We start from the raw sequence: 21,884 nt of genomic DNA on the forward strand, positions 1-21,884 counted from the left end.
TCGATCATCCTTTAAAAAGAGTTATGCGAGAATGAATCAATCGAGCGTCGCGGCCAATGCCGGCGAATGACCGTCGGTGTCGAAGTCAGGCTCCTTCATAACGAGGGCAACATGAAAAGAATTGCAGTCATTTACGGCACTTATCACGAAAGCGAAGCGGCGCAAATGCGCGACGCGGTGCGAGCCGAAGCGCTCGCGGCGGGGGCCGAGATCGTCTACGAGAAAGGCGTGCCGGGCTCCATGGAAAAGCCGCTTGCCACCAAGCGTGCGCTGATGGAAGAGAACGTCGATGCGGTCGTCGTTCTCGGAATCATCGAAAAGGGCGAAACTCAGCATGGGCTCGTGATGGCGCAGGCCGTGATCCGTTCTCTCGTCGATTTGCAGCTGGAATTCATGAAACCCGTCGGCGTCGGCATTCTCGGCCCCGACATTCAATCGCATCAGATTCCGCCTCGATTGCGCCTTTACGCGGCCAATGCGCTGAAGGCGGTCTGCGCGATGCTGTGAATCAACCGGGGCTCGGCCCCGGGATGAGTGACAAGACATCCCTGATCGGCAACAGCATGGATTCGATTTCCAGCGATCTGCCGTTCTCGAGGATGCCTTGCGCGGCCCGCCGCATCGCGGGATACGCGGCGCGCAACAGGTGATTCGCGTAGATGACGACGTTGAACCCGACGCCCGCCAGCTCGCTGAAATGCACGTCGTTGTAGCTCGTCGGCACGCAGACGAGCGGCGTCGACGGGAACGCGCGCCGGTAACGGCGCGCGAACTCGAATACCTCGGCGGGCGAGCTCCGGCGGCTATGGATCATGACGCCGTCCACGCCCGCCTCGGTGTATCGGCAGGCGCGCAGGAGCGCATCGTCGATGCCCTTGTCGAGTATCAGGCTTTCGATGCGCGCGATCACCATGAAGTCGTCGTTGAGCTTGGCGCGCCTGGCGATCTCGATTTTCTCGCAGAAATCGTCGGGAGACGCCTGTTCCTGAAACACGTCGTTGCCCAACAGCGAATTCCGCTTCAGCCCGATCTTGTCTTCGATGATCACGGCCGATACGCCGGCCGCCTCGATCAATGGAACGTTGATCGCGAGATGCTCGGGCTGCCCGCCGGTATCTCCGTCCATGATCAACGGAAGATTGGTGTTTTCGAAGATTTCGGAAATGTTCGAAAGGCGGCTGCGTATGTCGAGCAATTCGATGTCCGGCTTGCCTCGCAATGTCGAATCGGTGAGCGAGCTCGACCAGAAGCCGTCATAGCGGATTTCCGCGCCGTCCTGGCCGCTGCGGAGCGATTCGATGATCAGCGCGCTCAACGGGCTGAATGACTCGATTATCCTGACGCATTTTTTATTCCGGATCTGATTCCTGAATAGGGATACGCGATTCGAATTTGTCGGGCGTTTGTAAGAATTTGGCATTTTTGTGATTTGACGATGATGGGGGACTTTTAAAGCGGAATAAATTTATTAACGAGTCTAGGTCGTGATGCAAGTATGTCAAGATGATGACGGTGTTTGTTTTTGGAATATTGAAATTACTTTTATGGGAATAAGGGCGGCGCGTAATTTCAAATCGGTCAATCCGGTTTGTTTTTATTTCGAATGCAAAAAAACGATTCTGATCGCCGTATCGACGGACCGTATGAGAAAGACGAGGGTGCGGGGCGGTGGGAGGCCAGGCCGTCGAAGGTCGGTCGACCGTGCGAGGACCATGCCGCCGATGCGCGGCGATCGCGTTGCGTTTTGTGTCGAGTCGTCAACCATGATTGACTCGATTCCGCGCAACGCCGCGGCCATCGCGGCTAGGAAAAAGCGGGCGGAGCGAACGAAGCGAGCGCGGCGAGCGATGGCGCAGGGCGACTGTCTTCGTCGACAAGAGGAAAAGGGAAAAGAAGCCGGCGGCGGGTGCCGGCCGGGCGATTCGCGCGCCGCGGGCCGCTTTCGCGCGTCCCGCGGCGTTTGGCGTTCAGACGTCGAAGAACACCGTCTCCTGCTCGCCCTGCATGCGGATGTCGAAGCGATAGATCGCCACGCCGTTCGCCTGTGCGTCGCGCTTCGCGATCAGCGTCGCTCGACGCGCGGCGGGCACGCTTGCAAGCACCGCATCGGTTTCGTTCGCGGCCGCTTCGTCGTCGAAGTAGATCCGCGTGAACGCGTGCGTGAGAATCCCGCGCATCATCACCGTCACGTCGACATGCGGCGCGTCCGTCTCCGACGTGCGAGCCGGCTTCACCGTATGGACGACGAAGCGGTTCTGCGCATCCGTGCCCGTGCCGACGCGCGCGAAGCCGCAAAAACCGCTCGCAGCGGCTTCTTCGCGCGACGCCGGATAGCGGCCCGCGCCGTCGACCTGCGTGAACTCGAGCATCGCGTCGCCGACGGCGTTGCCGTCGCCGTCGAACACGCGGCCGACGAGCACGATATGCTCGCCCGCCGCTTCGGGCGTCGCGATCACGGGCATGAAGAGGCTCTTCAGGTCGTAGTTGTACTGTTGCGGGCAGAGGCCGTACGCGAAGTACGGGCCGACGGTCTGAGAAGGGGTCTGTTTCAGCGTCGTCATGCTCAGCGCTCCATCGGGGTGGCGTCGCGGCCGCGCAGCACGATATCGAATTCGTAGCCGAGCGCAAAGCCTTCTTCGGTCGTGTCGATCGAGAAACGCGAGATCAGGCGATCGCGTGCGTCCTCGGGCGTACCCAGGAAGATCGGGTCGAGCGCGAGCAGCGGATCGCCCGGAAAATACATCTGCGTGACGAGCCGCGAACCGAAGTAGTCGCCGAACAGCGAGAAGTGGATGTGGTTCGGCCGCCATGCGTTCGGGTGGTTGCCCCACGGATATGCGCCCGGCTTGATCGTCAGGAAGCGATAGCGGCCGTTCTCGTCGGTGAGGCACCGGCCCGCGCCGAGGAAGTTCGGGTCGAGCGGCGCGTCGTGCTGGTCGGCCTTGTGCACGTATCGGCCTGCGGCATTCGCCTGCCACACCTCGACGAGCGTGTCGCGCACCGGCTTGCCGCCTTCGTCGAGCACGCGGCCCGTGACGATGATCCGCTCGCCGAGCGGCTCGCCGTTCCTCGCCGCGTTCTTCGTCAGGTCGTGGTCGAGCGGACCGAGGTCGTCGGCGCCGTAGACGGGCGCGTGCTGGTTGCGCAGCTTGTCCTTCAGCGGAATCAGCGGCTGGGTCGGGCCGCGCTTCACCGACGAACGGTACGGCGGATGAATGTACGCGGGATGCGACGGCCAGTCGCGCGGCGCGAGCGTCGAGGAATCCATCGAGTCGTCTCCAGATTGATGGTTGTCAAAGCGGAATGGAAGGACTTTAGCTAATCGAGAAAGTTATGCAAAATGATGTTTTATCGCTGATCGTATAACCAGACGTTATGCAACATCGGATCGCCGACGGCCGGGTCAAATTCCGGCACCTGCAGTGCTTTCTCGCCGTCGCGCAGTTCGCCAGCGTGCAGAAGGCCGCGCAAAGCCTGTCGATCACGCAGCCGGCCGTGTCGAAGACGATCGCCGAGTTCGAGGCGATCCTCGGCGTGAAGCTGTTCGAGCGCGGCCGGCACGGCGCGCGGCCGACGCGCGAGGGGCAGTTGTTCATTCCGCATGCGAGCGCGTGCGTGCTCGCGCTGCGGCAGGGCGTCGGTCTCCTCGCGCGCGAGAGCGGCGGCGCGGCCGCGACGCTCGAAATCGGCATGCTGCCGACCGTCGCCGCGTCGCTCGCGCCCGCCGTGCTGAAGGCGCTCGCGAACGAATGGCCGCGCGCGGTCGTGCGGGTCACGACCGTCGCGAACGCCGAACTGCTCGAGCGGTTGAAGTCCGGCGCGATCGAGTGCGCGATCGGGCGGCTGTCCGACCCGGAGCGGATGGTCGGGCTGTCGTTCGAGCACTTGTACAACGAGCCGCTCGTCGCCGTCGTGCGCGCGGGCCACCCGCTCGCGACGAGCGCCGCGCCCGCCGCGCAGCTCGCGCGCTATCCGGTCGTGCTGCCGCCGTACGGCACGCTGATCCGCCAGGCGGCCGAGCAGCTGCTGAGTGCGTGCGGCGCGCCGCCGCTCGATTCGTTCGTCGAGGTGCTGTCGGTGTCGGTCGCGCGCGCGCTCGCGCTCGAGAACGACGCGGTCTGGTTCGTGCCGCGCTATGCGGCCGAATACGATCTCGCGGCCGGCACGCTCGTGCGGCTCGCACTGCCTGTCGAGGGCGCGGACGAACCGGTCGGCTTGATCCTGCGCACCGACGCGCAGCCGTCGCCCGTCGCCCGCTCGCTGATCGAAGCGGTGCGGGCCGTTGCGCGGCGGCGTCTCGGCGCGGCGGGCGGGCGACGGCGCGGGGAGCGGGACGTTGCGAAGAAAACGCGCGGCGGGGGCGGGCGCAAGTCCTGACGTCGCATGCGTGCGGTTGGCGCTCAGTCGGCGCTCCGTCGGCGCGCTTGTCGATCGCCGTGGCGTGTTCGCCCACTTTTGCCAATTCGGTCATTCCGAGCATTTGGATCGCGTCGGCCGCTTCGATTATTCCTATTACGTTGACCACGTCGGCCACATCGACCAGATCCACATCCACGTCAACCACGTCCACGTCCACGTCGACCGATTCGGTCGCCTCACGCGCTTCGACTGCTTCAACCGAGCCGGCGATTCGCTCCATCGTCATCGATCACACGCGTGCTTCGATGTGATTGCCAGTCGGCCGCGCATCCCACCGATAATGTCGCGCGCGACGCGGCGGCTCGCCGCGATGCGGACGGCCGCGCCATCCAACATTCACGGCGCGCTTGCTTTGCCGCAAACGGAACGCATCGCGTCGTCCGTCACACGGTGACGGTGAGCGGTGAACAGCGCACGACGAACGGAGAACGGAGAACGATGAACAGCGCACGGCGACGGCGAATGCCGAACGGCGCCCGCCCCTTCATTCCGCGCCGAGCTGGCCGAAGTCGAACCGCTCTTCGGCCAGCAAAAAGCCGCTCGATTTCTTGCCCGGCTCCGAGCCTTTGATCTGGCATTGCTTGAAGAACGAAATGTACGTGTTCTGCTTGTAGCCGCTGTCCGGCGCCGGCTCGACGTAGCGCACCCATAGCTCGAGCGTGTCCTTGTTCGGCATCTCGATGAAATGTCCGTTGTCGCGCATCAGATTCACGTACGCGCTCGACATCCACCACGCATAGGCGGTCCGGCTGCGCATCAGTTCGCCGCGCGTGTCGACGAACAGCACGCACGCAAGCGCCGAATTGGGCGTCGCGCAGATGAGCGCGAGATCGGACGGCTTGATCGAGAAATAGCCTTCCCAGCTCGGCCGGTCTCCTTTGTCCTTCGACGGCGCGATCGGCGTGGCCTGGCGGCTCTTGACCTGCACGTAGACGGGCGTTTCCGGCACGCTGCGATCGACCGGCTTCGGCGCATCGTCGAGCCGCGACAGATGCCGGTACGCGCGCGTGACGACGAGATCGAAACCCTTGTCGATCGGCAGCTTGAACGCCTCCATGTTGTGGCGGAAGCACTCGGACATGATGTAGTGCTCGCCGGCCGCGCCGATGTAGAGGAATTCGGTGGGAATGGACGATGACGATTTAGCGGTTGCCATGGCGAAAATGAGAGAGTGGATTAGACGTCCTGCTACGGCGTTTGCAATTCCGAATGGATGTTGATTCGGTGTTTCGTTTCGCGAAACGATCGATGCTCTCAAGCGCGCGCTTCGTGCGACATGCAATCACGCATGACGAAAAAGCATGGCGGTCGGGTTCGCGTGCGCGAGTGCGATTGCATCGTCGAACGGCGGCGACGGCGGTGCGTTCGATCGCGCAAGCGAGGCGGAAACGGCTGAACGATCGCGTGCATGCGGGTTGTTATCGGCGTCGATTCGGCGTTCTTGAGCGCTTTCCCGCGACGTGTGTCGAATCGCCGTGCGCAGGGTCAACACGGCGCCGAACGTTCGATAAAATGGCCGCTCGCCGCATTTCGCGGCGTCGATTCGAAACGCCTTCCGATCGATTGGCTCGCGTCGCCGATTCGGCATGTCGAGACTCTTCGCGGTCGGAATATTCCGATCCGGTTCGGCACGGCGGCGCGCAACCGCGCGTCGTTTCCGATGCGCGTTGCGCGGCACGCATCAGGGATAATGCCCGGCGATCTTTTCCGTGACGAAGCGCGTCGCGCTCATCTAGACAAGCATGAAATCGATACATGCCGGCTTGCGCGGACGGCGAGGGCCGTCGCACCGGATGCCGCTCGGCTACATGGTGATCGCCGGCGCGGTGGCGATCGCGATCGTCATGATGTCCATTTGCGCGGCGATCCTGCGCGACAGCCGCGACGACGCGTTCGAGCACGCGCAGGACGCCGCGCGCAACACGCTGCGGATGATCGGGCACGATGTCACGCGAGGCTTTCGCCTGCACGACCTGACGCTGCGCCGCATCGCCGCGCAGCTCGGCGACCGACGGATCGCCAAGTTGTCCGCCGACCTGCGCCGCGAGATCCTGTTCGATGCCGCGGTGGCCGCCAACGTGGCCGGCGCGATCTACGTGCTCGACGCGCGCGGGCGCGTGCAGCTCGCGTCGGTGGACGGTCCGCCGCCGGGGCGTTTCGCGTCGTACGACTTCTTCTCCGCGCAACGCGACGATCCGAAGCTCGGAACATTCCTGAGCGGTCCGTATCGGATTCCGGCGCGAGGCGGCGAGCCGAGCGTCGCGCTGTCGCGCCGCATCGAGCGCGCGGACGGCTCGTTCGCGGGCGTCGTCGTGCTCGCGGTGCGCCTGTCATATTTCCGGCAACTGCTGGCGGCGGCGGGCGTCGGCCGGCACGGCGCGCTCGCGCTGATTCACGCGGATGGACGCATCGTGACGCGGATTCCGTTCGACGAGAAGACCATCGGCCTCGACCTCAGCGGGACGAGCCCGCACATGCGCATGCAATTCGGGCGCTCGGGCGAGTTTTTCGACGTCGCGCCGATCGATCACGTGAGGCGCTTCTACCTGTATCGCCGGCTCGACGAGATTCCGCTGATCGTGCAGGTCGCGATCGCCGACGAAGACATTTATGCGGCGTGGCGGGTCCGCACGTGGCGCTTCGGCGTGCTGACGGGCGTGTTCGCGCTGATCTTCGTCGCGATGAGCGCGTATCTCGCGCATTCGCTGTGGCGCAAGTCGACGGCCGAAGCGGCGCTCGCGCGGCTCGCGGGCACCGACAGCCTCACGGGACTGCACAACCGGCGCGCGCTCGACGAGACGCTCGAGCGTGAATGGCGGCGCGCGGTGTGCGGCGAGCGGCCGCTCGCGATCCTGTTCGTCGACATCGATCACTTCAAGCGCTACAACGACACATACGGGCATCAGGTCGGCGACGACGTGCTCGCGACCGTGTCGCGCTGCATCGCGCAGCAGGCGGCGCGGCTCGGCGACGTCGTCGCGCGATACGGCGGCGAGGAGTTCGTCGTCGTGCTGCCGGACACGCCGCGCGGCGGCGCGCTCGTCGTCGCCGAGCGCGTGCGGATGGGCGTGCGGATGCTCGGGATCGAGCACGAAGGATCGGAAGTCGGGTTCGTGACGGTCAGCGTCGGCGTTGCGGCGTGGCAGCCGGACGGCACGCCCGCGCCGCACGTCGAGGCCGTCGTCGAGGCGGCCGATCAGGCGCTCTATCAGGCGAAGGCGGGCGGCCGGAATCGCGTGGCCGACGTCGGGCTCGGCTGATGCGACGGGCAGCTTCGGGGCGCTCGGGCGCAGCGGTTTTGAGCGGTCTTCTTCGGGGTTTCGATCCGCTTGGGCCGCACGAGCGACACGAGCGGCTTGACCAGCTTGATCAGCTTGACCAGCGGCGCAGCCGAGCGGCGATGCTCGCCGCGCGTTTCGGCTTCGATTTCCTCCTGACGACCGGTCAGGCAAATCCAGCCGGCGAGATCGTCAGGCGACAGCGCGCCGCCGAGCATAGAATGGCCTTCTCTCCCGACAGCGAAAGGTGCGCGATGAGCGAACGACAATGGAACGCGGTGGACGATTTCTTCTGCCGCCAGCTCGCGCCGTCCGATCCGGCGCTGGATGCGGCATTGGCTTCGAGCAAGGCGGCCGGCTTGCCGGCCATCAACGTCACCGCGAATCAGGGCAAGTTCCTGAACCTGCTCGCGACGATTCGCGGCGCGCGCCGGATTCTCGAACTTGGCACGCTCGGCGGCTACAGCACGATCTGGCTCGCGCGGGCGCTGCCGCCGGGCGGCGTACTGCTGACGCTCGAAGCGAATCCGGACCATGCGGCGCTCGCGCGGAAGAACATCGCGCGCGCGGGATTGGCGGACGTCGTGTCGGTCGTCGTCGGCCGTGCGAAAGACAGCCTCGAGCGGCTGATCGCCGAGCGGACCGAGCCGTTCGACCTGATCTTTCTCGACGCCGACAAGGAAAGCTATCCGGACTACCTGCCGCTGACAGTCGAATTGGCCCGCGCGGGGACCGTCATCGTCGCCGACAACGTCGTGCGGCAGGGGCGTGTCGCGGATCGGCGGAACGACGATCCGGACGCGATCGGCGTGCGCGAATACTTCCGCCTGATCGCCGCCGATCCGCGCCTGACGACGACCGCGCTGCAGACGGTCGGCTCGAAAGGCTGGGACGGGTTCGCGTTGACGGTCGTGTCGTCGGTGTAGGCGGATGTCCGTCAATGGCCCGGAAGGTCGGACCCCGGCGATGCAAGAGATTTCCGGATGCCGAACCGGGCTTCAGTCGGGCCGCGTGCGATGGATGACGACGACCGGATACCGTTGTTTCCCAATGGCGCAAGCGACCGAATGTCCGATCGCGCTGTTCGACATCGCGCTCGCCTAGCGGTTCGCGGCGTGCATTCGCGCGATGCAGGTCGAACTTCGGCCACGCCAACAGCAGCGCAAGCTCCTTGTTGGCCGATGCGTCGGGATTGGACAGCGACAACGACAACGACAACGACGTGACGGGAACCTTCGGCCGTTGCGCGCCCGGCGCAGCCTTGGCCTGCACGATCAAGCCTCTGCCGCGACGAAGCGTGATTCGGCGATCCCTGGCGAATGCCTCGATCACGAAAATGGCGGTGTCGCCCAATTCGACCGGGCGGGTGGATGGATGGTGTTCGCGTAGCAATCGACGGCGCCGTAAGGCTGCATGTCCGCATACAGCTTTTTGTCGATCCAGCCCATCGAGATTTGAAGCGATTCGGCCGGGTGGGCCGTCGACAGGAACGCATCGCGGACCGCCGTCAGAAAGGCGCGGTCGAAGCGTCTGGCCAGTTGCGCCAGCTCTCCGAATCGGCCGAACCCGTTGTACTGCTTGGCGACTGCCGCATCGACATCCGCACTGGCGCTCATGGCTTCCTCATCGACGGGGGCTATCGTGTTTTCCGGCGATCCTCGCGAGCGCGAATGGTGTGCCGCGGCCCGCGTCGAACGGACGGCAACCGCGAAGTTTCGGTGTGCCCGCCGTCAGGCCGCGCGCCGCCGCCGCACCGCCTGCGCGAGCGTGTCGAGCACCGGCTCGGTCTGCGCCCAGCTCAGGCACGCATCGGTGACCGACACGCCATATTGCAGCGGCACGCCCGGCTTCAGGTCCTGCCGGCCGGCCTCGAGATTGCTTTCGATCATCACGCCGGTGATGCGCCGCTCGCCTTGCGACAATTGCCGCGCGAGGTCCTCGGCGACGTCGATCTGCCGCAAGTGCGACTTGTTCGAGTTCGCGTGCGAGCAGTCGACCATCACCTGTTCGCGCAGACCCGCCGCGCGCAGCACCGCGCAGCCGTCGTCGATGCTCGCGCTGTCGTAGTTCGGGCCCTTCTTGCCGCCGCGTAGGATCACGTGCGCGTCGTCGTTGCCGCGCGTCTCGAAGATCGCCGCCACCCCCATCTTCGTCATGCCCATGAACGCGTGGCTCGCGCGCGCGGCGACGATCGCGTCGGCCGCGATCTGCACGCCGCCGTCGGTGCCGTTCTTGAAGCCGATCGGGCAGCTCAGGCCCGATGCGAGCTGACGGTGGCTCTGGCTCTCGGTCGTGCGCGCGCCGATCGCGCCCCACGCGATCAGGTCTGCGATGTACTGCGGGCTCAGCAGATCGAGGAATTCCGTGCCCGCGGGCAGGCCGAGCGCGTTGATGTCGAGCAGAAGCTGGCGCGCGGCGCGCAGCCCTTCGTTGATGCGGAAGCTGCCGTCGAGCCGCGGATCGTTGATGTAGCCCTTCCAGCCGACCGTCGTCCGCGGCTTCTCGAAGTACACGCGCATCACGATCAGCAGGTCGTCGTGCAGCGCGTCGGCGGCGGCCTTGAGCCGGCGCGCGTAATCGAGCGCCTGGTCGTGATCGTGGATCGAGCATGGGCCGACGACCGTCACGAGGCGGTCGTCGCGGCCGTGCAGCACGTCGCCGATCGCCTGGCGGCGCTTCTCGACGAGCGTCTGAACGGCGGGCGGCACGGGCAGTTCGTCTTGCAGCAGCGCCGGGGAGATGAGCGGGCGCACCGCGCCGATGCGGACGTCGTCGATGCGCGTCGTGTCCTGCGTCGCGTCGGCGAAGCCCGCTTCCCGGTCGTGCTGGGGATTGTCGATATTTTGCATGGTGGGGTCCCGATTCTGCGAAGTGAGCCACGATTATGGCATCCGCGCCGCCGCCGGGGCGGCGCGGCAAACGCGTTCGCGCTGTGTTGCGGCAAACGATCGCGCCGCGTCGCCCGGAGCCGGCGGCGGGCGGGTGTCGACGCACGCGCCGAGTATTTTTGCGCAAAGATGTCGAATTTGGTGGCGCTGGTTCGTCGTTGTGTCGAGGCGGCTGGACGAAACCGGGTCGGGTTCGGTGGCGGTGCGGCTCGAATAATTCGCTCAAGGAGAGAAGACGATGCGTGTGATGGTGATCGTGAAGGCGACGAACGCTTCGGAAGCGGGCAAGATGCCCGGCACGGAACTGCTCGCAGCGATGGGCAAGTTCAACGAGGCGCTCGTGAAGGCGGGCGTGATGCTTGCGGGCGAAGGTCTGCATCCGAGCGCCAAGGGCAAGCGGGTGCGCTTCTCGGGCAGCGCGCGAACCGTGATCGACGGGCCGTTCGCGGAGGCCAAGGAACTCGTCGCCGGGTTCTGGCTGTGGAAGGTCGCGTCGATGGACGAGGCCGTCGAGTGGGTCAGGCGGTGCCCGAATCCGATGGAAGGCGAGTCGGAGATCGAGATCCGGCCGTTGTTCGAAATGGAGGACTTCGGCGCGGAGCTGACGCCGGAGTTGCGGGAGCAGGAGGCGCGCCTGCAGACGGAGATCGACGACAACGCGAAGGGCGGGCGCTGACGCTTCGCCTGCGTCAGGCGTCAGGGGCGCGCGCGTGCCGCGCACGGCTGCGCCGCAGATGCCGAAGGGCGTCGTTGAACTGTCGCTCGGGGACGACGCGTTCCGCCGGGAGATCGGCCTTGTCGAGCGGAATGCGGGGGGGGGCGACGCCGGCCGCGGCGGCGGAGTTTGCGAATTGCGTCGCGCGCGCAAGGGCGGCATTCGGTCGAACGGCGCGGTGGGCGACGGAAGGCGGCTTAAAAGCGCTAATAGAAAGCGTTTTTAAGCAGTCGCCAACAGATGATGCAGGCTGCGTTTCATGAACGCCTCGTGTATGATCGCAAGGCGTTCGAACACGATGCGCAGACGCTTGAAGTTGTGCAGCCATGCGAAGGTGCGCTCGACAACCCATCGTGTCTTGCCAAGGCCACTTCCGTGTGGCTTGCCGCGACGGGCGATCTGCGTAGCAACACCGGCAGCGTGCGGTGGCTTGCGATACTTGTCATGGTCGTAGCCACGATCGGCCTGCACGACGACCGGCTTCGGCGATGGCCGTCCCCATTTGCCACGGATGGGCGGGATCGCCTCGACGAGTGGCAATAGATGGAAGACGTCGTTACGGTTCGTGCCCGTCAGCGTATCTCCCAGGGAATGCCGGACTGCGGCACGAACAGGATAGATCGTGTCCACGAAAGCGGGTCATTTCCAGGTTCATCGCCCAAGATACGTAAGGAACAGAAAAACGATATGAAGCGCTTCGTCGTGCGCAAGTCGAGCGTCCATGGCAATGGAGTGTTCGCGCTGCGGCCGCTAAAGGCTGGCGAATTGCTGCTCGAGTACAAAGGCGAAGTCATCGCGTGGCGAACGGCAACGCAAGCACATCGTCGCCACGGACACGCTGGACACACGTTCTACTTCGGCCTCTCAAACGGTCACGTAATCGACGGCAGTATCGGGGGCAACAGCGCACGATGGCTCAACCATGCGTGTGCCCCAAACTGCCGAGCCGTCGAGTCGAAGAACCGCATCTTCATCGAGGCGGCCCGGAACATCGCCCCGGGCGAGGAGCTCTTCATTGACTACGGGCTAGAAGTCACCGGATCGGTTTCGGAACAAGCTCGTCAAGAATACGCTTGCCACTGCGGCAGTGTACGGTGCCGCGGTTCGATGATTGCCCCCTAGTAAATTTCAACGAATTGGAATCAGTCGACAGTCAGATTCGACCAACGCTTCAATGCGCGACTAAACGCAGATGCATTCTTGTATCCGAGGCGGGCGGCTATCTCTTTGGCCGTATAATGTCTTTCCGCGAGGTATTTCGACGCGATATCCTGTCGAACGAGGTCTTGCAAAGCACTAAACGATGTTCCCATATCTTTAAGTCTGCGTTGCAAACTGCGTAACGACATACCAAGCTGCTCGGCGAACTTGACGACATCCTGACAGTTCGGATTTTCATACATCAGACAGAGCAGTTGTCCCACGAGGTCAGTCGGCATCCAATGCGCCAATTCAAACTCCCGTTTCGCGCACGCTTTCTTCGCGACCTCATACTCAATAGGATGAGCGAGAGGTAATTTCGTACCTAAAATTGAGGCATCAAATTCGAGAAAATTCTGTTCAGAATCGAATGCCACAGGACATGGAAAGTACTCGGAATAAATATTTTCGTGAGGAGGTCTTGAGAAGGTAAACCCGATACGGGTGAAGTTTGGCGATTTTCCTATCAAGTCCATCATCTGCCGCCGGACCGCGGTAAAGCACATGTCAGTGTTTAAAACAAGCAAGTCGGACCGGTAGGTGTAGCCACCAACAATAATTCGAGCCGTATCGCCGTCGACGGACAGTTTCATCCGAAAATAACTTATTCCTAGTAACGGATGTTCAAACGCTAGACGCATCGCGTCACCCAACGTAGGGCTAACAAGCATCGCGTGGGCCCGAAGCCCGTATGCCGTCACTGGAATTTCATTGCCGATATGAAGCCCAATTGCAGAATTTCCCGTAATCTTCAGAGCATTTGCAAATAAGACCATCTCTTGCGCATGCGTCACCATTGCGTTGGGGCGCTCGACGTCAGAAGGCGGAATACCGGTGCCGACTAGGAGAATCTCACTCGATAATCCTATACGTTTCATTACCTCAAGCGTAATAAAAATAGTATGAAGCGGTGCAGGGCGCTGCGTCGCGCTGCGATTGGCCGTCATGGCTACTGGCTTCATCCAACATCCTCGGATAGCTTATTCTTTCAGCGATTTCGAAAAGACGACTTGGCAGCCGTACTCGTCCAACTCGCCGCGCTTCCATCCGAGATGCTGGTAGAAGCCATCGGCTCGCGAACCTGGGTCGGTGACCAAGGTGACCTTCTCCATTCCTTTGACCCTCAACCATTTCACCGCGCGCTCGAGCAACTCGCGTCCAATACCCATGCCATGAAAGATTGGTTTAACAAATAGAGCAGAAATGAACGGTGTATCGGTAATGACGGGCAGACATACCCCGGCCGCTTCGCCGCCGCACTCGCAGATCCAGCCCCCGCCCTGTCGGATCTTTTCGATCAATAGGTCGCGATTCAGCAAATGGATCTGATGCGGGTGAATCCTATTTTCGCTTACCGAGAAGCGCACATCGTAAAATGCACCAATGTCACCCTCCCTCATAGGGCGGTAATCTAAACGCTCGGCCGTGATCATATTCGCCATCTTCTCTCTATTTCGTATGGTGAAGTGCATTGATGCCTGCTCATCCAGCGCATCCCTACGGTACGATTGTTACACATGTCGGAGCATCGCTCCGATTTTCCCAAGGATCGAACTTCATACTGGCAATTTGGGTGCAGGCAATGGCGCTCTCTGGACCGAAAGCGTGCGGCACGCATGATATCGGTGCAGCTTGTCACCACGCCAAATACGGACCACGCCGTCAACACGCATCCTTTCATTACCCATACATTTCAATGGTAATCTTAAAAACCACAACTACTTGGACACTCCGACCCCCGATCAATAATCAGCGCTTGAGCGTTGCGATAATCAAAACAACTGAGCTAATTAGCATTGATGTTGGTTGGCCGTAACAATTTTGGCGCTTGGGGGTAACAGATTGACGCGGTAGGCTCGGGGCCGCTCTATAAAATATGGCGACCAATTTGTCAGACTCTCGTCCCTACGAGCTAACCGATTCGAGGTAGTTGGTGGTTTTTAGAATTCCCATACTAGATTTGCTTAAATCGTGGCGAGTGCTTCTCGAGCCGTCTGTGTTCGTCATGACGTTGGGCGTCGTTCTCCCACTGATCGTGCTAGCTGTGGTATCGGTCAACGCGCCGCTGGAATTTGGTGGGGTCGCGTGGGGAGAGTTCACGCTCCGAGCGTACGAACGGGTGGTGTTCGATCGGGATTGGGACGGCGCGCTCGTGCTCCAACAAGGCTATATCAACATCTTCGTTCGGTCCATGACGATGGCGGTGTTCGCTACCGCCGGGTGCTTGCTTGTCGGATTTCCTACCGCATTGTTCATCGCAACGCGCACGCCGAAATGGAAAGCCGCTCTGCTGGTGCTCGTGACAATCCCGTTCTGGACTTGCGTCGTCGTGCAGATGACCGGATGGATTATCGTCATGGCGGACAATGGGCTGGTGGCTCAAGCTCTGAGCTATTTGGGCCTGCTGCGCGGTCCACTCGGCCTCCTGTACACCGATCTCGCGACACTAATCGGCCTCGTCTATGCATTCACCCCCTTCATGATTCTGCCTATCTTCGCTGCGCTCGACGAGTTCGACTGGCGGTTGGTCGAAGCAGCGTATGACCTCGGCGCGCACAGAGCGGCCGCTCTATTGCATGTGATCTTGCCCGTCTGTCGCCCGGGCATCATGGCGGGCGTTGGACTCGTTTTTGTCCCTGCGCTAGGGTCATACGCGATTCCAGGGCTGCTAGGCGGCAATCATGCGTTCATGGTCGGCAACCTGATCGACTTTCAGTTCGCCGGGGGCCGTGATTGGCCGCTGGGAGCGGCTATGTCGTTCGCAATTCTCGCAGTCGTCCTCCTGGCCATGCTCGCGCTGCGCCTGACGTCCATCCTCCAACGACGAGTGCACGAACATGAATTCGCCTGAGCTACGTCGGTTTCCATTGACGGCAGGGATCGCGATCGCCGTGCTGATGTTCCTCTACCTGCCGTTGCTGGTCGTTGGGTGGATGAGTTTCAATGACGGGCCTTCCGCACTTATGTGGAAAGGGTGGAGCCTGCGCGGTTACATCGAAGCTTGGTCGGACCCGACACTGATTCGGGCGGTACGGAATTCCCTGGCTCTTGCTCTCGGATCCATGGTTGTTTCGACGGGGCTGGCTACGAGCGCAGCCGTCGCAGCGTGGTCACGCAATGAGCGCCGAGCAATCGATCTGCGTGCGTTGGTGATCGCGCTGCCGCTGGCGGTTCCGGAGGTGGTGCTCGCTATCGCAACGATGATGCTGTTTTCGATGTTCGCACTCGACGTCGGTTTTGTTGCGGTCTTGTTCGCTCACGTGGTGTTTTGCGTTCCGCTCGCGTATCTGCCAATCAACGCACGGTTAAAGACGATCGACCGCACATTGCTCGAGGCTGCAGCTGATCTTTCGGCTCCTCCATGGGCTGCGTTCCGACAAATCACATTGCCTTTGGCGTTGCCCGGTATTGTCGCGGGCGCGCTCCTCTCGTTCGTCGCGTCGATGAACGACTACGTCACTAGCTACTTTCTGGCGGGCGCCGGGATGACCACCTTGCCGATGTACATCTTCAGTTCCCTAAAGATCGGAATTACGCCGAAGGTCAGCGCTGTCTCGGTCGCGGTCGTTGCGCTTTCATCCATTCAGCTCCTGACGGTCTGGGCCCTTGGCGCACGCAGGGCAAGCAGATCCATGGGCACCCGCGTTGAAACACATCACCCAAACATTCAGACAATGAGAGCCGTATGAAGAAAATAATCGGGGCAATGCTACTTGCTGCAGCTGGGACCGCGACGGCCGCTGAGCTACATGTTGGAAGCTGGCCTGTCATCATGCCTGTCGCACTGCTCAAGAAGTTTCACGCGGAAACGGGAATCGAGACGACGCTCGACACCTACGCGAGCGATGCGGCGCTGACGCAAAAGTTGCAGGCCGGAGGAGGAGGGTACGACGTCGTGATCGCCGGTGATTATTACGTGCCCGTGCTCGTGAAGTCCGGCCTGCTGCTCAAGCTCGACAAGAGCAAGCTGCCGAATATGGCGAATATCAAGCCGGAATACCGTCATCCGGCATTCGATCCCGAACGCGACTATGCGATGCCTTTTACGGTCGTGCTCACGGGCTTCGCTTACGACAGCGCGCGCGTCCCCGGCGGACGACTTGACGACAGTTGGAGGTCGTTCTTCGAGCCGCCCGAAGCATTGCGCGGCCAGATTGGCGATCTGGACGTCGAAGAGGAGTTGTACATGGCCGCGAGTTGGTACCTGGGCCAAGATGAATGCACGAAGAATCCAGCAGACGCAAAACGGGTACTCGATGTTCTGCAAAAGCAAAAGCCATTCGTGAAAACGTACAGCAACGACGGCACGGTCGATCGCCTCGCGTCCAAGCAGATCACGGTGCAGCATATTTGGAACGGAGCGGCAGTGCGTGCGCAGGAGCGCCTCCCGTCGATCAAGTTCGTCTATCCGAAGGAGGGTGTGCGTCTGTTCATGGACAGCCTGCTCATCCCGGCAAAGGCTCGCAATGTCGATTCAGCCTACAAGTTCCTCGATTGGATGATGCGGCCGGAGAACATCGCGCAGGTGACGAACGCTATCCGGTACAGCAACGAGATCATCGGCTCCGACCGCTACGTTGATGCAGCGCTGTTGAGCAATCCAGCGGTCAAGACGCCGGAGCAATACAAAGCGCGGCTCAAGCCGTACAAGATGTGCTCGGCCGCCGCGATTCAGTTGCGCAACAAGGTCTGGTTGAAGTTGAAGGGGAACCGATGAACTGCAATGAGACTCAGGTATCTCCCGATACAGCGGATCGGTAACGCAGAAGGAGAACGGACGACGACCATCACGTCTCCGGCCCGCTAGCACGAAGCGGGCAACCTCAATGCGGAAGTCTGAAGAGAACCGGAGGCGGGCGATGCTGCGAACATCGCCCGCCTCCTAACCTAGGTGAACACAATGAGAGACCACCATGGCTGACCGTATTTTACGGCAACATTGGCACACCCGTCCGGTCGCGACGGCGACGATTGCTATTGCCGTCCCAAGATCAACGTCGCGTGCCTCGAATTCGGCGTGCGCGCACCATCGCGTAATCGCGCAGCATCCATCAGAAAGCGTGGCAGCCATCGACCGTCCGATCCGCAGACAGCGTGCATCGCCGCGCTTCAACCATCGTCCAAGCGAGAATTCGGCTATCCCGCCACACGAGATTCGCTGCATTCCCGCGCAGGGCGCAGGCGATACCTAACCGCTTAGCTTGAATCGGCCACCGCCTGCTGCCCTCCGATCTGCCTCGGAGCAGGCGGTTTTGCGATCGTCGGGACCGACGATCGCCTTTTTATTCCCGTTGTGTTGGATGGCGTAACTCGCCAGTACACCCATTCCGCTATCGCGCTCCTCGATCGGTGCGCGCGCTGGAACGTATGTCAATTGGAGTGCTATTGTGGCAACCTACCCAGAACTGAAGGCTCAACTCGATGCACTCAATAAGGAAGCCGAAGCAGCGAAGCGGCGCGAAATCTCAACGGTACTCTCGGAGATACGAGAGGCTGTCTTGAGATTCGAGATCCGGCCTGAGCAGATTTTTCCGCATTGGACTCGCCTGCGCTCGCCTGACAAGCGACGTGGCCCGCTTCCACCGAAATATCGAAACCCAATGACTGGGGAGACATGGAGCGGTCGAGGCCGAACTCCGAAATGGATGTCTGGCCTGCCGCGCGACGAATTCGTTATTGATCGGCCCACGTAATCAGCAACCGCGCGCCGGGACGGTACTCAAGCCCATGCGCTCTTGCAACAGCCATGAGAGGAGCCGGTAGGCAGAGATGTCTTCGCTTCCGCGGTCAATTCCGATGCCACGGGTGCGGCGGCCGGCACTCAGCGCGCCAATAGACGGAATAGACCCGTTGACTTTGACAGGTTTCACGCCATCTCACGTCATGGTTCACCATCGAAGCGATCGTGAACCTTCGTTAATTTGGCGGCCATTTGTCCGGACCTTGCTAAAATTAACGCGCCGTGGGGGACTTCAGTCGACTCGAGAATCGACACTCCTCCCTTTCGAAATCCAAGCAGAAACCTGAGAGTCTGCCGTGACTAATTTGAACGATACGCTACGCGGTTTCGCGTCGGGGGCGGTCGACTGGAATAACCGCCCGGTCGCGTTGCACTTTGGCGCCGCGCAGGCCGCGATCGGCCATCTCCTCGCGCTGCAGCACGCGAGTGTTCAGGAAGGGCTGATGAGCGGGATCCGGGGGCGTCTGACCTGCGTGTCGACCCGCCACAACCTGCCGCCCGGCGTATTCCTCGGCATCCCGGTTTCGATCCGGCTCGTTACCGACCGCGGACAGCTGCACATGGTGAACGCAATCATCAGCGACGTCCAGATCGGACAAAGCGACGGCGAACTCTGCGTGTACCAACTGACCGTGTGCGACGCACTGTCGTTGATGGACAAGCGCACCAATTCGCGCGTGTTTCGGAAACGGAACATCGTCGACATTCTCACCACGCTGTTCAACGAATGGCAGCAGCGCAGCCCGGCCCTTGCGCGCGCGTTCGAGTTCGATCTATCCGGCCTTCGCGCCGACCGGTATCCGCCCCGCGAACTGACCCGCCAGGTCAATGAATCGGATGCGCACTTCGTGCGTCGCCTGCTGCGCCGCGAAGGGATCACCGCGTTTGCAAAGGCCGGTCGGGCGAAACGCGCGCAGAACGTTCACGACGAAACGCCAGTGCACACGCTCGTATGCTGTGACGATCCGATGTCGCTGCCGGAAGCGCCGGCGGGCACGGTCCGACTGCATCCGCGTGACGCCGGCACCGAGCAGCGCGACACGGTCACGCTGTTCGCGCTGCATCGGCAACTGATTCCGGGCAAGGCCGGTCGGCCGTCATGGGATTACAAGAAGGCCCGAATCGACGAATCGACCGTCGGTTCGAGTCTCGATCAGGGCGAGGCAGGCAACGACCTGGCCAGGTTGCTGACCGACGTCGCGATCGACATCCCGCACGCGGGCGATTCGTGGCGCGATCACGAGCGGCTCACGCACGCGCGCATGCTCGCGCACGAGTTCGAAGCTGAACGTTACGACGGCGTCAGCGGTGTGCGAGACCTCGCCGTGGGCGCATGGGTCACGCTGACGGGCGACCCGGAATGGGACAAGCAACTTCCCGAAAAACGCCGGTTCGTGATCACGTCGATCGACCACGACATTTGGAACAACCTGCCCAAAGGGCTCAACGAACGCGTACAGGCGCTGTTCGCGGCGAGCCGCAATCTCGCGCACGCAGCCCCTGCATTGCCGGCCGCGCTCGCGAAGGATGCCGACACCCGTTACGAGAACACGTTCACCTGCGTGCGCCGCGGCGTGCCGCTTGCGCCCGCGTACGATCCGCAAGCCGACTTGCCGCCCGTGCATCTGCTGACAGGCACGATCGTCGGCGCTGAGGGCGAAGAAGTGTTCTGCGACGAAGACGGCCGGGTGCGCGTGCGGATTCACGGCCTCGACCCGGTGGACCACGCGCACGCGCAGGGCGCGGGCACTAACGACAATGCGGGCGACAGCGCACCGATCCGCGTGGCGACGAGTCTTGCCGGTACCCATTTCGGCGCATCGTTTCTGCCGCGAGTCGGCATGGAAGTGTTGCTCGGTTGTGTCGGCGGCGATCCGGACCGGTTGGTGATCATCGGGGTGCTGAGCAACGGTGCGAATCCGCCGGCGACGTTCAGCCATGCGGGCAGGCTGCCGGGCAACCGTTACCTGTCGGGCATCAAGACGAAGGAGATCAAGGGGCAGCGGTACAACCAACTGCGCCTAGACGACACGCCGAATCAGATCAGCGCGCAGCTGGCGAGCGAGCATGCGCACTCGCAGCTGAACCTCGGTTATCTGACCCAGCCGCGCGAGAACGGTCATGGCAACGACCGCGGCGAGGGCGCGGAGCTGCGCACCGATGCCGCGGCGGCGCTGCGGGCGGCACAAGGCATCTTGCTGACGACGTACGCGCGCACGCAGGCGAGCGGCGGCCAACTCGACCGTGACGAGCTGGTCCTGCTGCTCGGCGAATGCACGGCGCTGTTCAAGGCGTTGGGCGATTACGCGGGACAGCACGGCGGGCAGGCGGCGGATACGGCCGGCCAGCAGGCGGTGGCCGCGGCCTTCAAGAGTTGGGCGCCGGGCACCGGCGCGGGAGCGGGCAGCGTCGGCGCGCCGGCCGTCGGCGCAGATCAGGCACTGATGGCGTTCGGCGCACAAGCTGGGTCGGTAAACGTCACCCCGAAGACGCACGTGACCTACGCCGGCGAGAACATCGATCAGGTCGCGCAGCGGCATCTTCAGTTGATGAGCGGCCAGCGGTTCAATGCGACGGCGGGACAAGGGATGCAGCTGTTTGCGCGAGGCGCGGGCGTGCAGGCCGTGGCGGGCGAAGGACCAGTGCTGCTGCAGGCGCAGGCCGACACGCTGACGGTGAACGCCCAGAAGGGCGTCAAGATCACGACGAACGAGAACGAGGTGCTCGTGAGCGCGCCGAAGATCCGGCTCGTCGCCGAGGACGGCAGCTACCTCGAGATCGGCAACGGCATCACGCTCGGCACGAACGGCGACATCGAGCTGCTGTCGGCGTCGCACCAGTGGGGCGGGCCGTCGACGGCGCAGGCGGCGAAGAGCGCGTTCAACCATCAGCCGACGGATCAGCGTTTCAAGCTGCACTATCCGGGCGAGGATGGCGATCTGCCGGCGGCGGCGAACAAGCCATTCCGGATCACACTGGACGACGGGCGCGTCATCGAGGGCAAGACCGACGCGAGCGGCCTGACGGATTTGGTCAAGGACGACGCGATGCGTATCGCGAAGGTCGACTATCTGAAGCCGAAGCTTTGAATCCGAGCGAACGATGAGCGATAACAACGATCAGTATCACGCGGCCGCCCAAGGGGCGGGCGTTACGATGGCGAATCGGCCGGGCGATCGGCCCGTTCAGGTTCCGGCCGATCTTCCGGGCGTGGTGATCTTCATTCACGGCGTCAACGATCCGGGTGCGGCCTATGCGACCGTTGAGCGCGGGCTCTGCCAAGGGCTCAACGAGCGCCTGTCGCGGAGCGATCTGCGGCCGGGCGAATACGGCCAGCGGTATGTGAGCGCGTCGGCGGCCAAAAAGAAGGGCGATACAGTTCGATACGCAGAGGTATTGGGCGATCCAGACATGTATCTCCACCAGCGCGTGGAAGCCAATGGCACCCACAGCATGTTTCTCCCGTTTTACTGGGGCTATCGGGCGGCGGACAACGAGATCGCGAAGGTGAACAGGCCGGGCGAGGTCAAGAGCCGCGTGGCGGACAGCGACGGCAATCTGCTGACACGCGGCCAGTATCAGGACATCCACGCGAACCGGCTCGACGCCCATTTCGGCAAGGGGGGCGGGTTCTTCGCCAACGC

General features: G+C 62.5%; 26 protein-coding genes and 1 pseudogene. 15 read left to right on the top strand and 12 right to left on the bottom strand.

The annotated features are described in order from the left end of the window. Positions 1-66: 66 nt before the first annotated feature. Positions 67-507, top strand: coding sequence for a 6,7-dimethyl-8-ribityllumazine synthase (locus tag WS69_RS18040; RefSeq protein WP_197419279.1), 441 nt, complete (start codon positions 67-69; stop codon positions 505-507). Position 508: 1 nt separating this feature from the next. On the opposite strand, the gene aepX is transcribed toward WS69_RS18040, so the two are convergent. From aepX to pcaH, 3 genes are all read right to left on the bottom strand, one after another. Then, entirely contained in the window at positions 509-1,420 is a 912-nt protein-coding gene (gene aepX, locus WS69_RS18045; RefSeq protein WP_059472091.1) for a phosphoenolpyruvate mutase, read from the bottom strand. A 547-nt stretch (positions 1,421-1,967) separates the two neighbouring features. Continuing rightward, entirely contained in the window at positions 1,968-2,561 is a 594-nt protein-coding gene (pcaG, locus tag WS69_RS18055) for a protocatechuate 3,4-dioxygenase subunit alpha (RefSeq protein WP_059472093.1), read from the bottom strand. Positions 2,562-2,563: 2 nt separating this feature from the next. Continuing rightward, the gene (pcaH, locus tag WS69_RS18060; protein WP_059472094.1) at positions 2,564-3,268 is read right to left on the bottom strand and encodes a protocatechuate 3,4-dioxygenase subunit beta; all 705 of its coding nucleotides are present in this window, start codon (positions 3,266-3,268) and stop codon (positions 2,564-2,566) included. Between the two features lie 107 nt (positions 3,269-3,375). Here pcaH and pcaQ point away from each other — a divergent pair, with 107 nt between their 5' ends. After that, a complete protein-coding gene (gene pcaQ, locus WS69_RS18065; RefSeq protein ID WP_059472095.1) occupies positions 3,376-4,377 on the top strand; it encodes a pca operon transcription factor PcaQ in 1,002 nt (333 codons plus the stop codon). A 10-nt stretch (positions 4,378-4,387) separates the two neighbouring features. Continuing rightward, positions 4,388-4,813, top strand: a complete 426-nt coding sequence (locus WS69_RS18070; protein ID WP_156438216.1) for a hypothetical protein — start codon at positions 4,388-4,390, stop codon at positions 4,811-4,813. A gap of 90 nt (positions 4,814-4,903) precedes the next feature. Here WS69_RS18070 and WS69_RS18075 read toward each other — a convergent pair whose 3' ends face one another. From WS69_RS18075 to WS69_RS35515, 3 genes are all read right to left on the bottom strand, one after another. Next, positions 4,904-5,575 (bottom strand): hypothetical protein, encoded by a 672-nt coding sequence (locus tag WS69_RS18075; protein WP_059472097.1) that lies wholly within the window; start codon positions 5,573-5,575, stop codon positions 4,904-4,906. A gap of 126 nt (positions 5,576-5,701) precedes the next feature. Continuing rightward, positions 5,702-5,908: a hypothetical protein gene (locus tag WS69_RS33475; protein WP_156438218.1), complete on the bottom strand. Its 207-nt coding sequence runs from the start codon at positions 5,906-5,908 to the stop codon at positions 5,702-5,704. Beyond that, positions 5,838-6,209 (bottom strand): hydrolase, encoded by a 372-nt coding sequence (locus WS69_RS35515; protein ID WP_082716286.1) that lies wholly within the window; start codon positions 6,207-6,209, stop codon positions 5,838-5,840. The genes WS69_RS33475 and WS69_RS35515 overlap by 71 nt, the downstream gene beginning before the upstream one ends. 3 nt (positions 6,210-6,212) lie before the next feature. Between WS69_RS35515 and WS69_RS18085 the strand changes: the two genes are divergently transcribed. Next, on the top strand, positions 6,213-7,679 hold the full coding sequence (locus tag WS69_RS18085; protein ID WP_059472099.1) for a GGDEF domain-containing protein: 1,467 nt from the start codon (positions 6,213-6,215) through the stop codon (positions 7,677-7,679). On the opposite strand, the gene WS69_RS18090 is transcribed toward WS69_RS18085, so the two are convergent. After that, a complete protein-coding gene (locus WS69_RS18090) occupies positions 7,628-7,915 on the bottom strand; it encodes a hypothetical protein (protein ID WP_059472100.1) in 288 nt (95 codons plus the stop codon). The two genes, WS69_RS18085 and WS69_RS18090, sit on opposite strands and share 52 nt — an antisense overlap. Before the next feature lie 36 nt (positions 7,916-7,951). Here WS69_RS18090 and WS69_RS18095 point away from each other — a divergent pair, with 36 nt between their 5' ends. Further along, the gene (locus tag WS69_RS18095) at positions 7,952-8,623 is read left to right on the top strand and encodes an O-methyltransferase (protein ID WP_059472101.1); all 672 of its coding nucleotides are present in this window, start codon (positions 7,952-7,954) and stop codon (positions 8,621-8,623) included. 402 nt (positions 8,624-9,025) lie between these two features. Here the strand turns inward: WS69_RS18095 and WS69_RS18100 are convergent, their stop codons facing one another. Together WS69_RS18100 and WS69_RS18105 are read right to left on the bottom strand one after the other, a co-directional pair. After that, entirely contained in the window at positions 9,026-9,313 is a 288-nt protein-coding gene (locus WS69_RS18100; RefSeq protein ID WP_059472102.1) for a hypothetical protein, read from the bottom strand. Positions 9,314-9,427: 114 nt separating this feature from the next. Further along, a complete protein-coding gene (locus tag WS69_RS18105) occupies positions 9,428-10,546 on the bottom strand; it encodes a 3-deoxy-7-phosphoheptulonate synthase (RefSeq protein WP_059472103.1) in 1,119 nt (372 codons plus the stop codon). Positions 10,547-10,568: 22 nt separating this feature from the next. Between WS69_RS18105 and WS69_RS34205 the strand changes: the two genes are divergently transcribed. From WS69_RS34205 to WS69_RS34210, 3 genes are read left to right on the top strand one after another with little or no spacing between them, the layout of a single operon-like run. After that, on the top strand, positions 10,569-10,802 hold the full coding sequence (locus tag WS69_RS34205) for a hypothetical protein (RefSeq protein WP_197419280.1): 234 nt from the start codon (positions 10,569-10,571) through the stop codon (positions 10,800-10,802). 21 nt (positions 10,803-10,823) lie between these two features. Beyond that, complete coding sequence (locus tag WS69_RS18110) at positions 10,824-11,261, top strand: YciI family protein (protein ID WP_059472104.1); 438 nt, start codon at positions 10,824-10,826, stop codon at positions 11,259-11,261. 58 nt (positions 11,262-11,319) lie between these two features. Further along, on the top strand, positions 11,320-11,526 hold the full coding sequence (locus WS69_RS34210) for a hypothetical protein (protein WP_197419281.1): 207 nt from the start codon (positions 11,320-11,322) through the stop codon (positions 11,524-11,526). Here WS69_RS34210 and WS69_RS31410 read toward each other — a convergent pair. Next, positions 11,507-11,876 (bottom strand): annotated as a pseudogene (locus tag WS69_RS31410) (transposase); the annotation flags it as partial. The gene WS69_RS34210 and the pseudogene WS69_RS31410 sit on opposite strands and share 20 nt — an antisense overlap. A gap of 111 nt (positions 11,877-11,987) precedes the next feature. Between WS69_RS31410 and WS69_RS18125 the strand changes: the two are divergent. Then, positions 11,988-12,422: an SET domain-containing protein gene (locus WS69_RS18125; protein WP_059472107.1), complete on the top strand. Its 435-nt coding sequence runs from the start codon at positions 11,988-11,990 to the stop codon at positions 12,420-12,422. A 20-nt stretch (positions 12,423-12,442) separates the two neighbouring features. On the opposite strand, the gene WS69_RS18130 is transcribed toward WS69_RS18125, so the two are convergent. Both WS69_RS18130 and WS69_RS18135 read right to left on the bottom strand, forming a co-directional pair. Continuing rightward, positions 12,443-13,462 (bottom strand): AraC family transcriptional regulator, encoded by a 1,020-nt coding sequence (locus WS69_RS18130; protein WP_059472108.1) that lies wholly within the window; start codon positions 13,460-13,462, stop codon positions 12,443-12,445. 18 nt (positions 13,463-13,480) lie between these two features. Continuing rightward, the gene (locus tag WS69_RS18135) at positions 13,481-13,933 is read right to left on the bottom strand and encodes a GNAT family N-acetyltransferase (RefSeq protein ID WP_059472114.1); all 453 of its coding nucleotides are present in this window, start codon (positions 13,931-13,933) and stop codon (positions 13,481-13,483) included. Between the two features lie 572 nt (positions 13,934-14,505). Here WS69_RS18135 and WS69_RS18140 point away from each other — a divergent pair. From WS69_RS18140 to WS69_RS18160, 6 genes are all read left to right on the top strand, one after another. Continuing rightward, the gene (locus WS69_RS18140; protein WP_197419282.1) at positions 14,506-15,351 is read left to right on the top strand and encodes an ABC transporter permease; all 846 of its coding nucleotides are present in this window, start codon (positions 14,506-14,508) and stop codon (positions 15,349-15,351) included. Then, positions 15,338-16,189, top strand: a complete 852-nt coding sequence (locus WS69_RS18145; protein WP_059472109.1) for an ABC transporter permease — start codon at positions 15,338-15,340, stop codon at positions 16,187-16,189. The genes WS69_RS18140 and WS69_RS18145 overlap by 14 nt, the downstream gene beginning before the upstream one ends. Further along, on the top strand, positions 16,186-17,217 hold the full coding sequence (locus tag WS69_RS18150; protein ID WP_059472110.1) for an extracellular solute-binding protein: 1,032 nt from the start codon (positions 16,186-16,188) through the stop codon (positions 17,215-17,217). Before WS69_RS18145 ends, WS69_RS18150 begins: the two co-directional genes overlap by 4 nt. 670 nt (positions 17,218-17,887) lie before the next feature. Then, on the top strand, positions 17,888-18,193 hold the full coding sequence (locus WS69_RS31420) for an H-NS histone family protein (protein WP_082716289.1): 306 nt from the start codon (positions 17,888-17,890) through the stop codon (positions 18,191-18,193). Between the two features lie 343 nt (positions 18,194-18,536). After that, the gene (locus tag WS69_RS18155; RefSeq protein WP_059472111.1) at positions 18,537-21,329 is read left to right on the top strand and encodes a type VI secretion system Vgr family protein; all 2,793 of its coding nucleotides are present in this window, start codon (positions 18,537-18,539) and stop codon (positions 21,327-21,329) included. 13 nt (positions 21,330-21,342) lie between these two features. Further along, positions 21,343-21,884, top strand: a 542-nt coding sequence (locus WS69_RS18160) for a T6SS effector phospholipase Tle3 domain-containing protein (protein ID WP_442854911.1), incomplete at its 3' end; no start/stop codon positions are given.

Source organism: Burkholderia sp. BDU5 (assembly GCF_001522845.1).
Classification (GTDB): Bacteria; Pseudomonadota; Gammaproteobacteria; order Burkholderiales; family Burkholderiaceae; genus Burkholderia; species Burkholderia mayonis.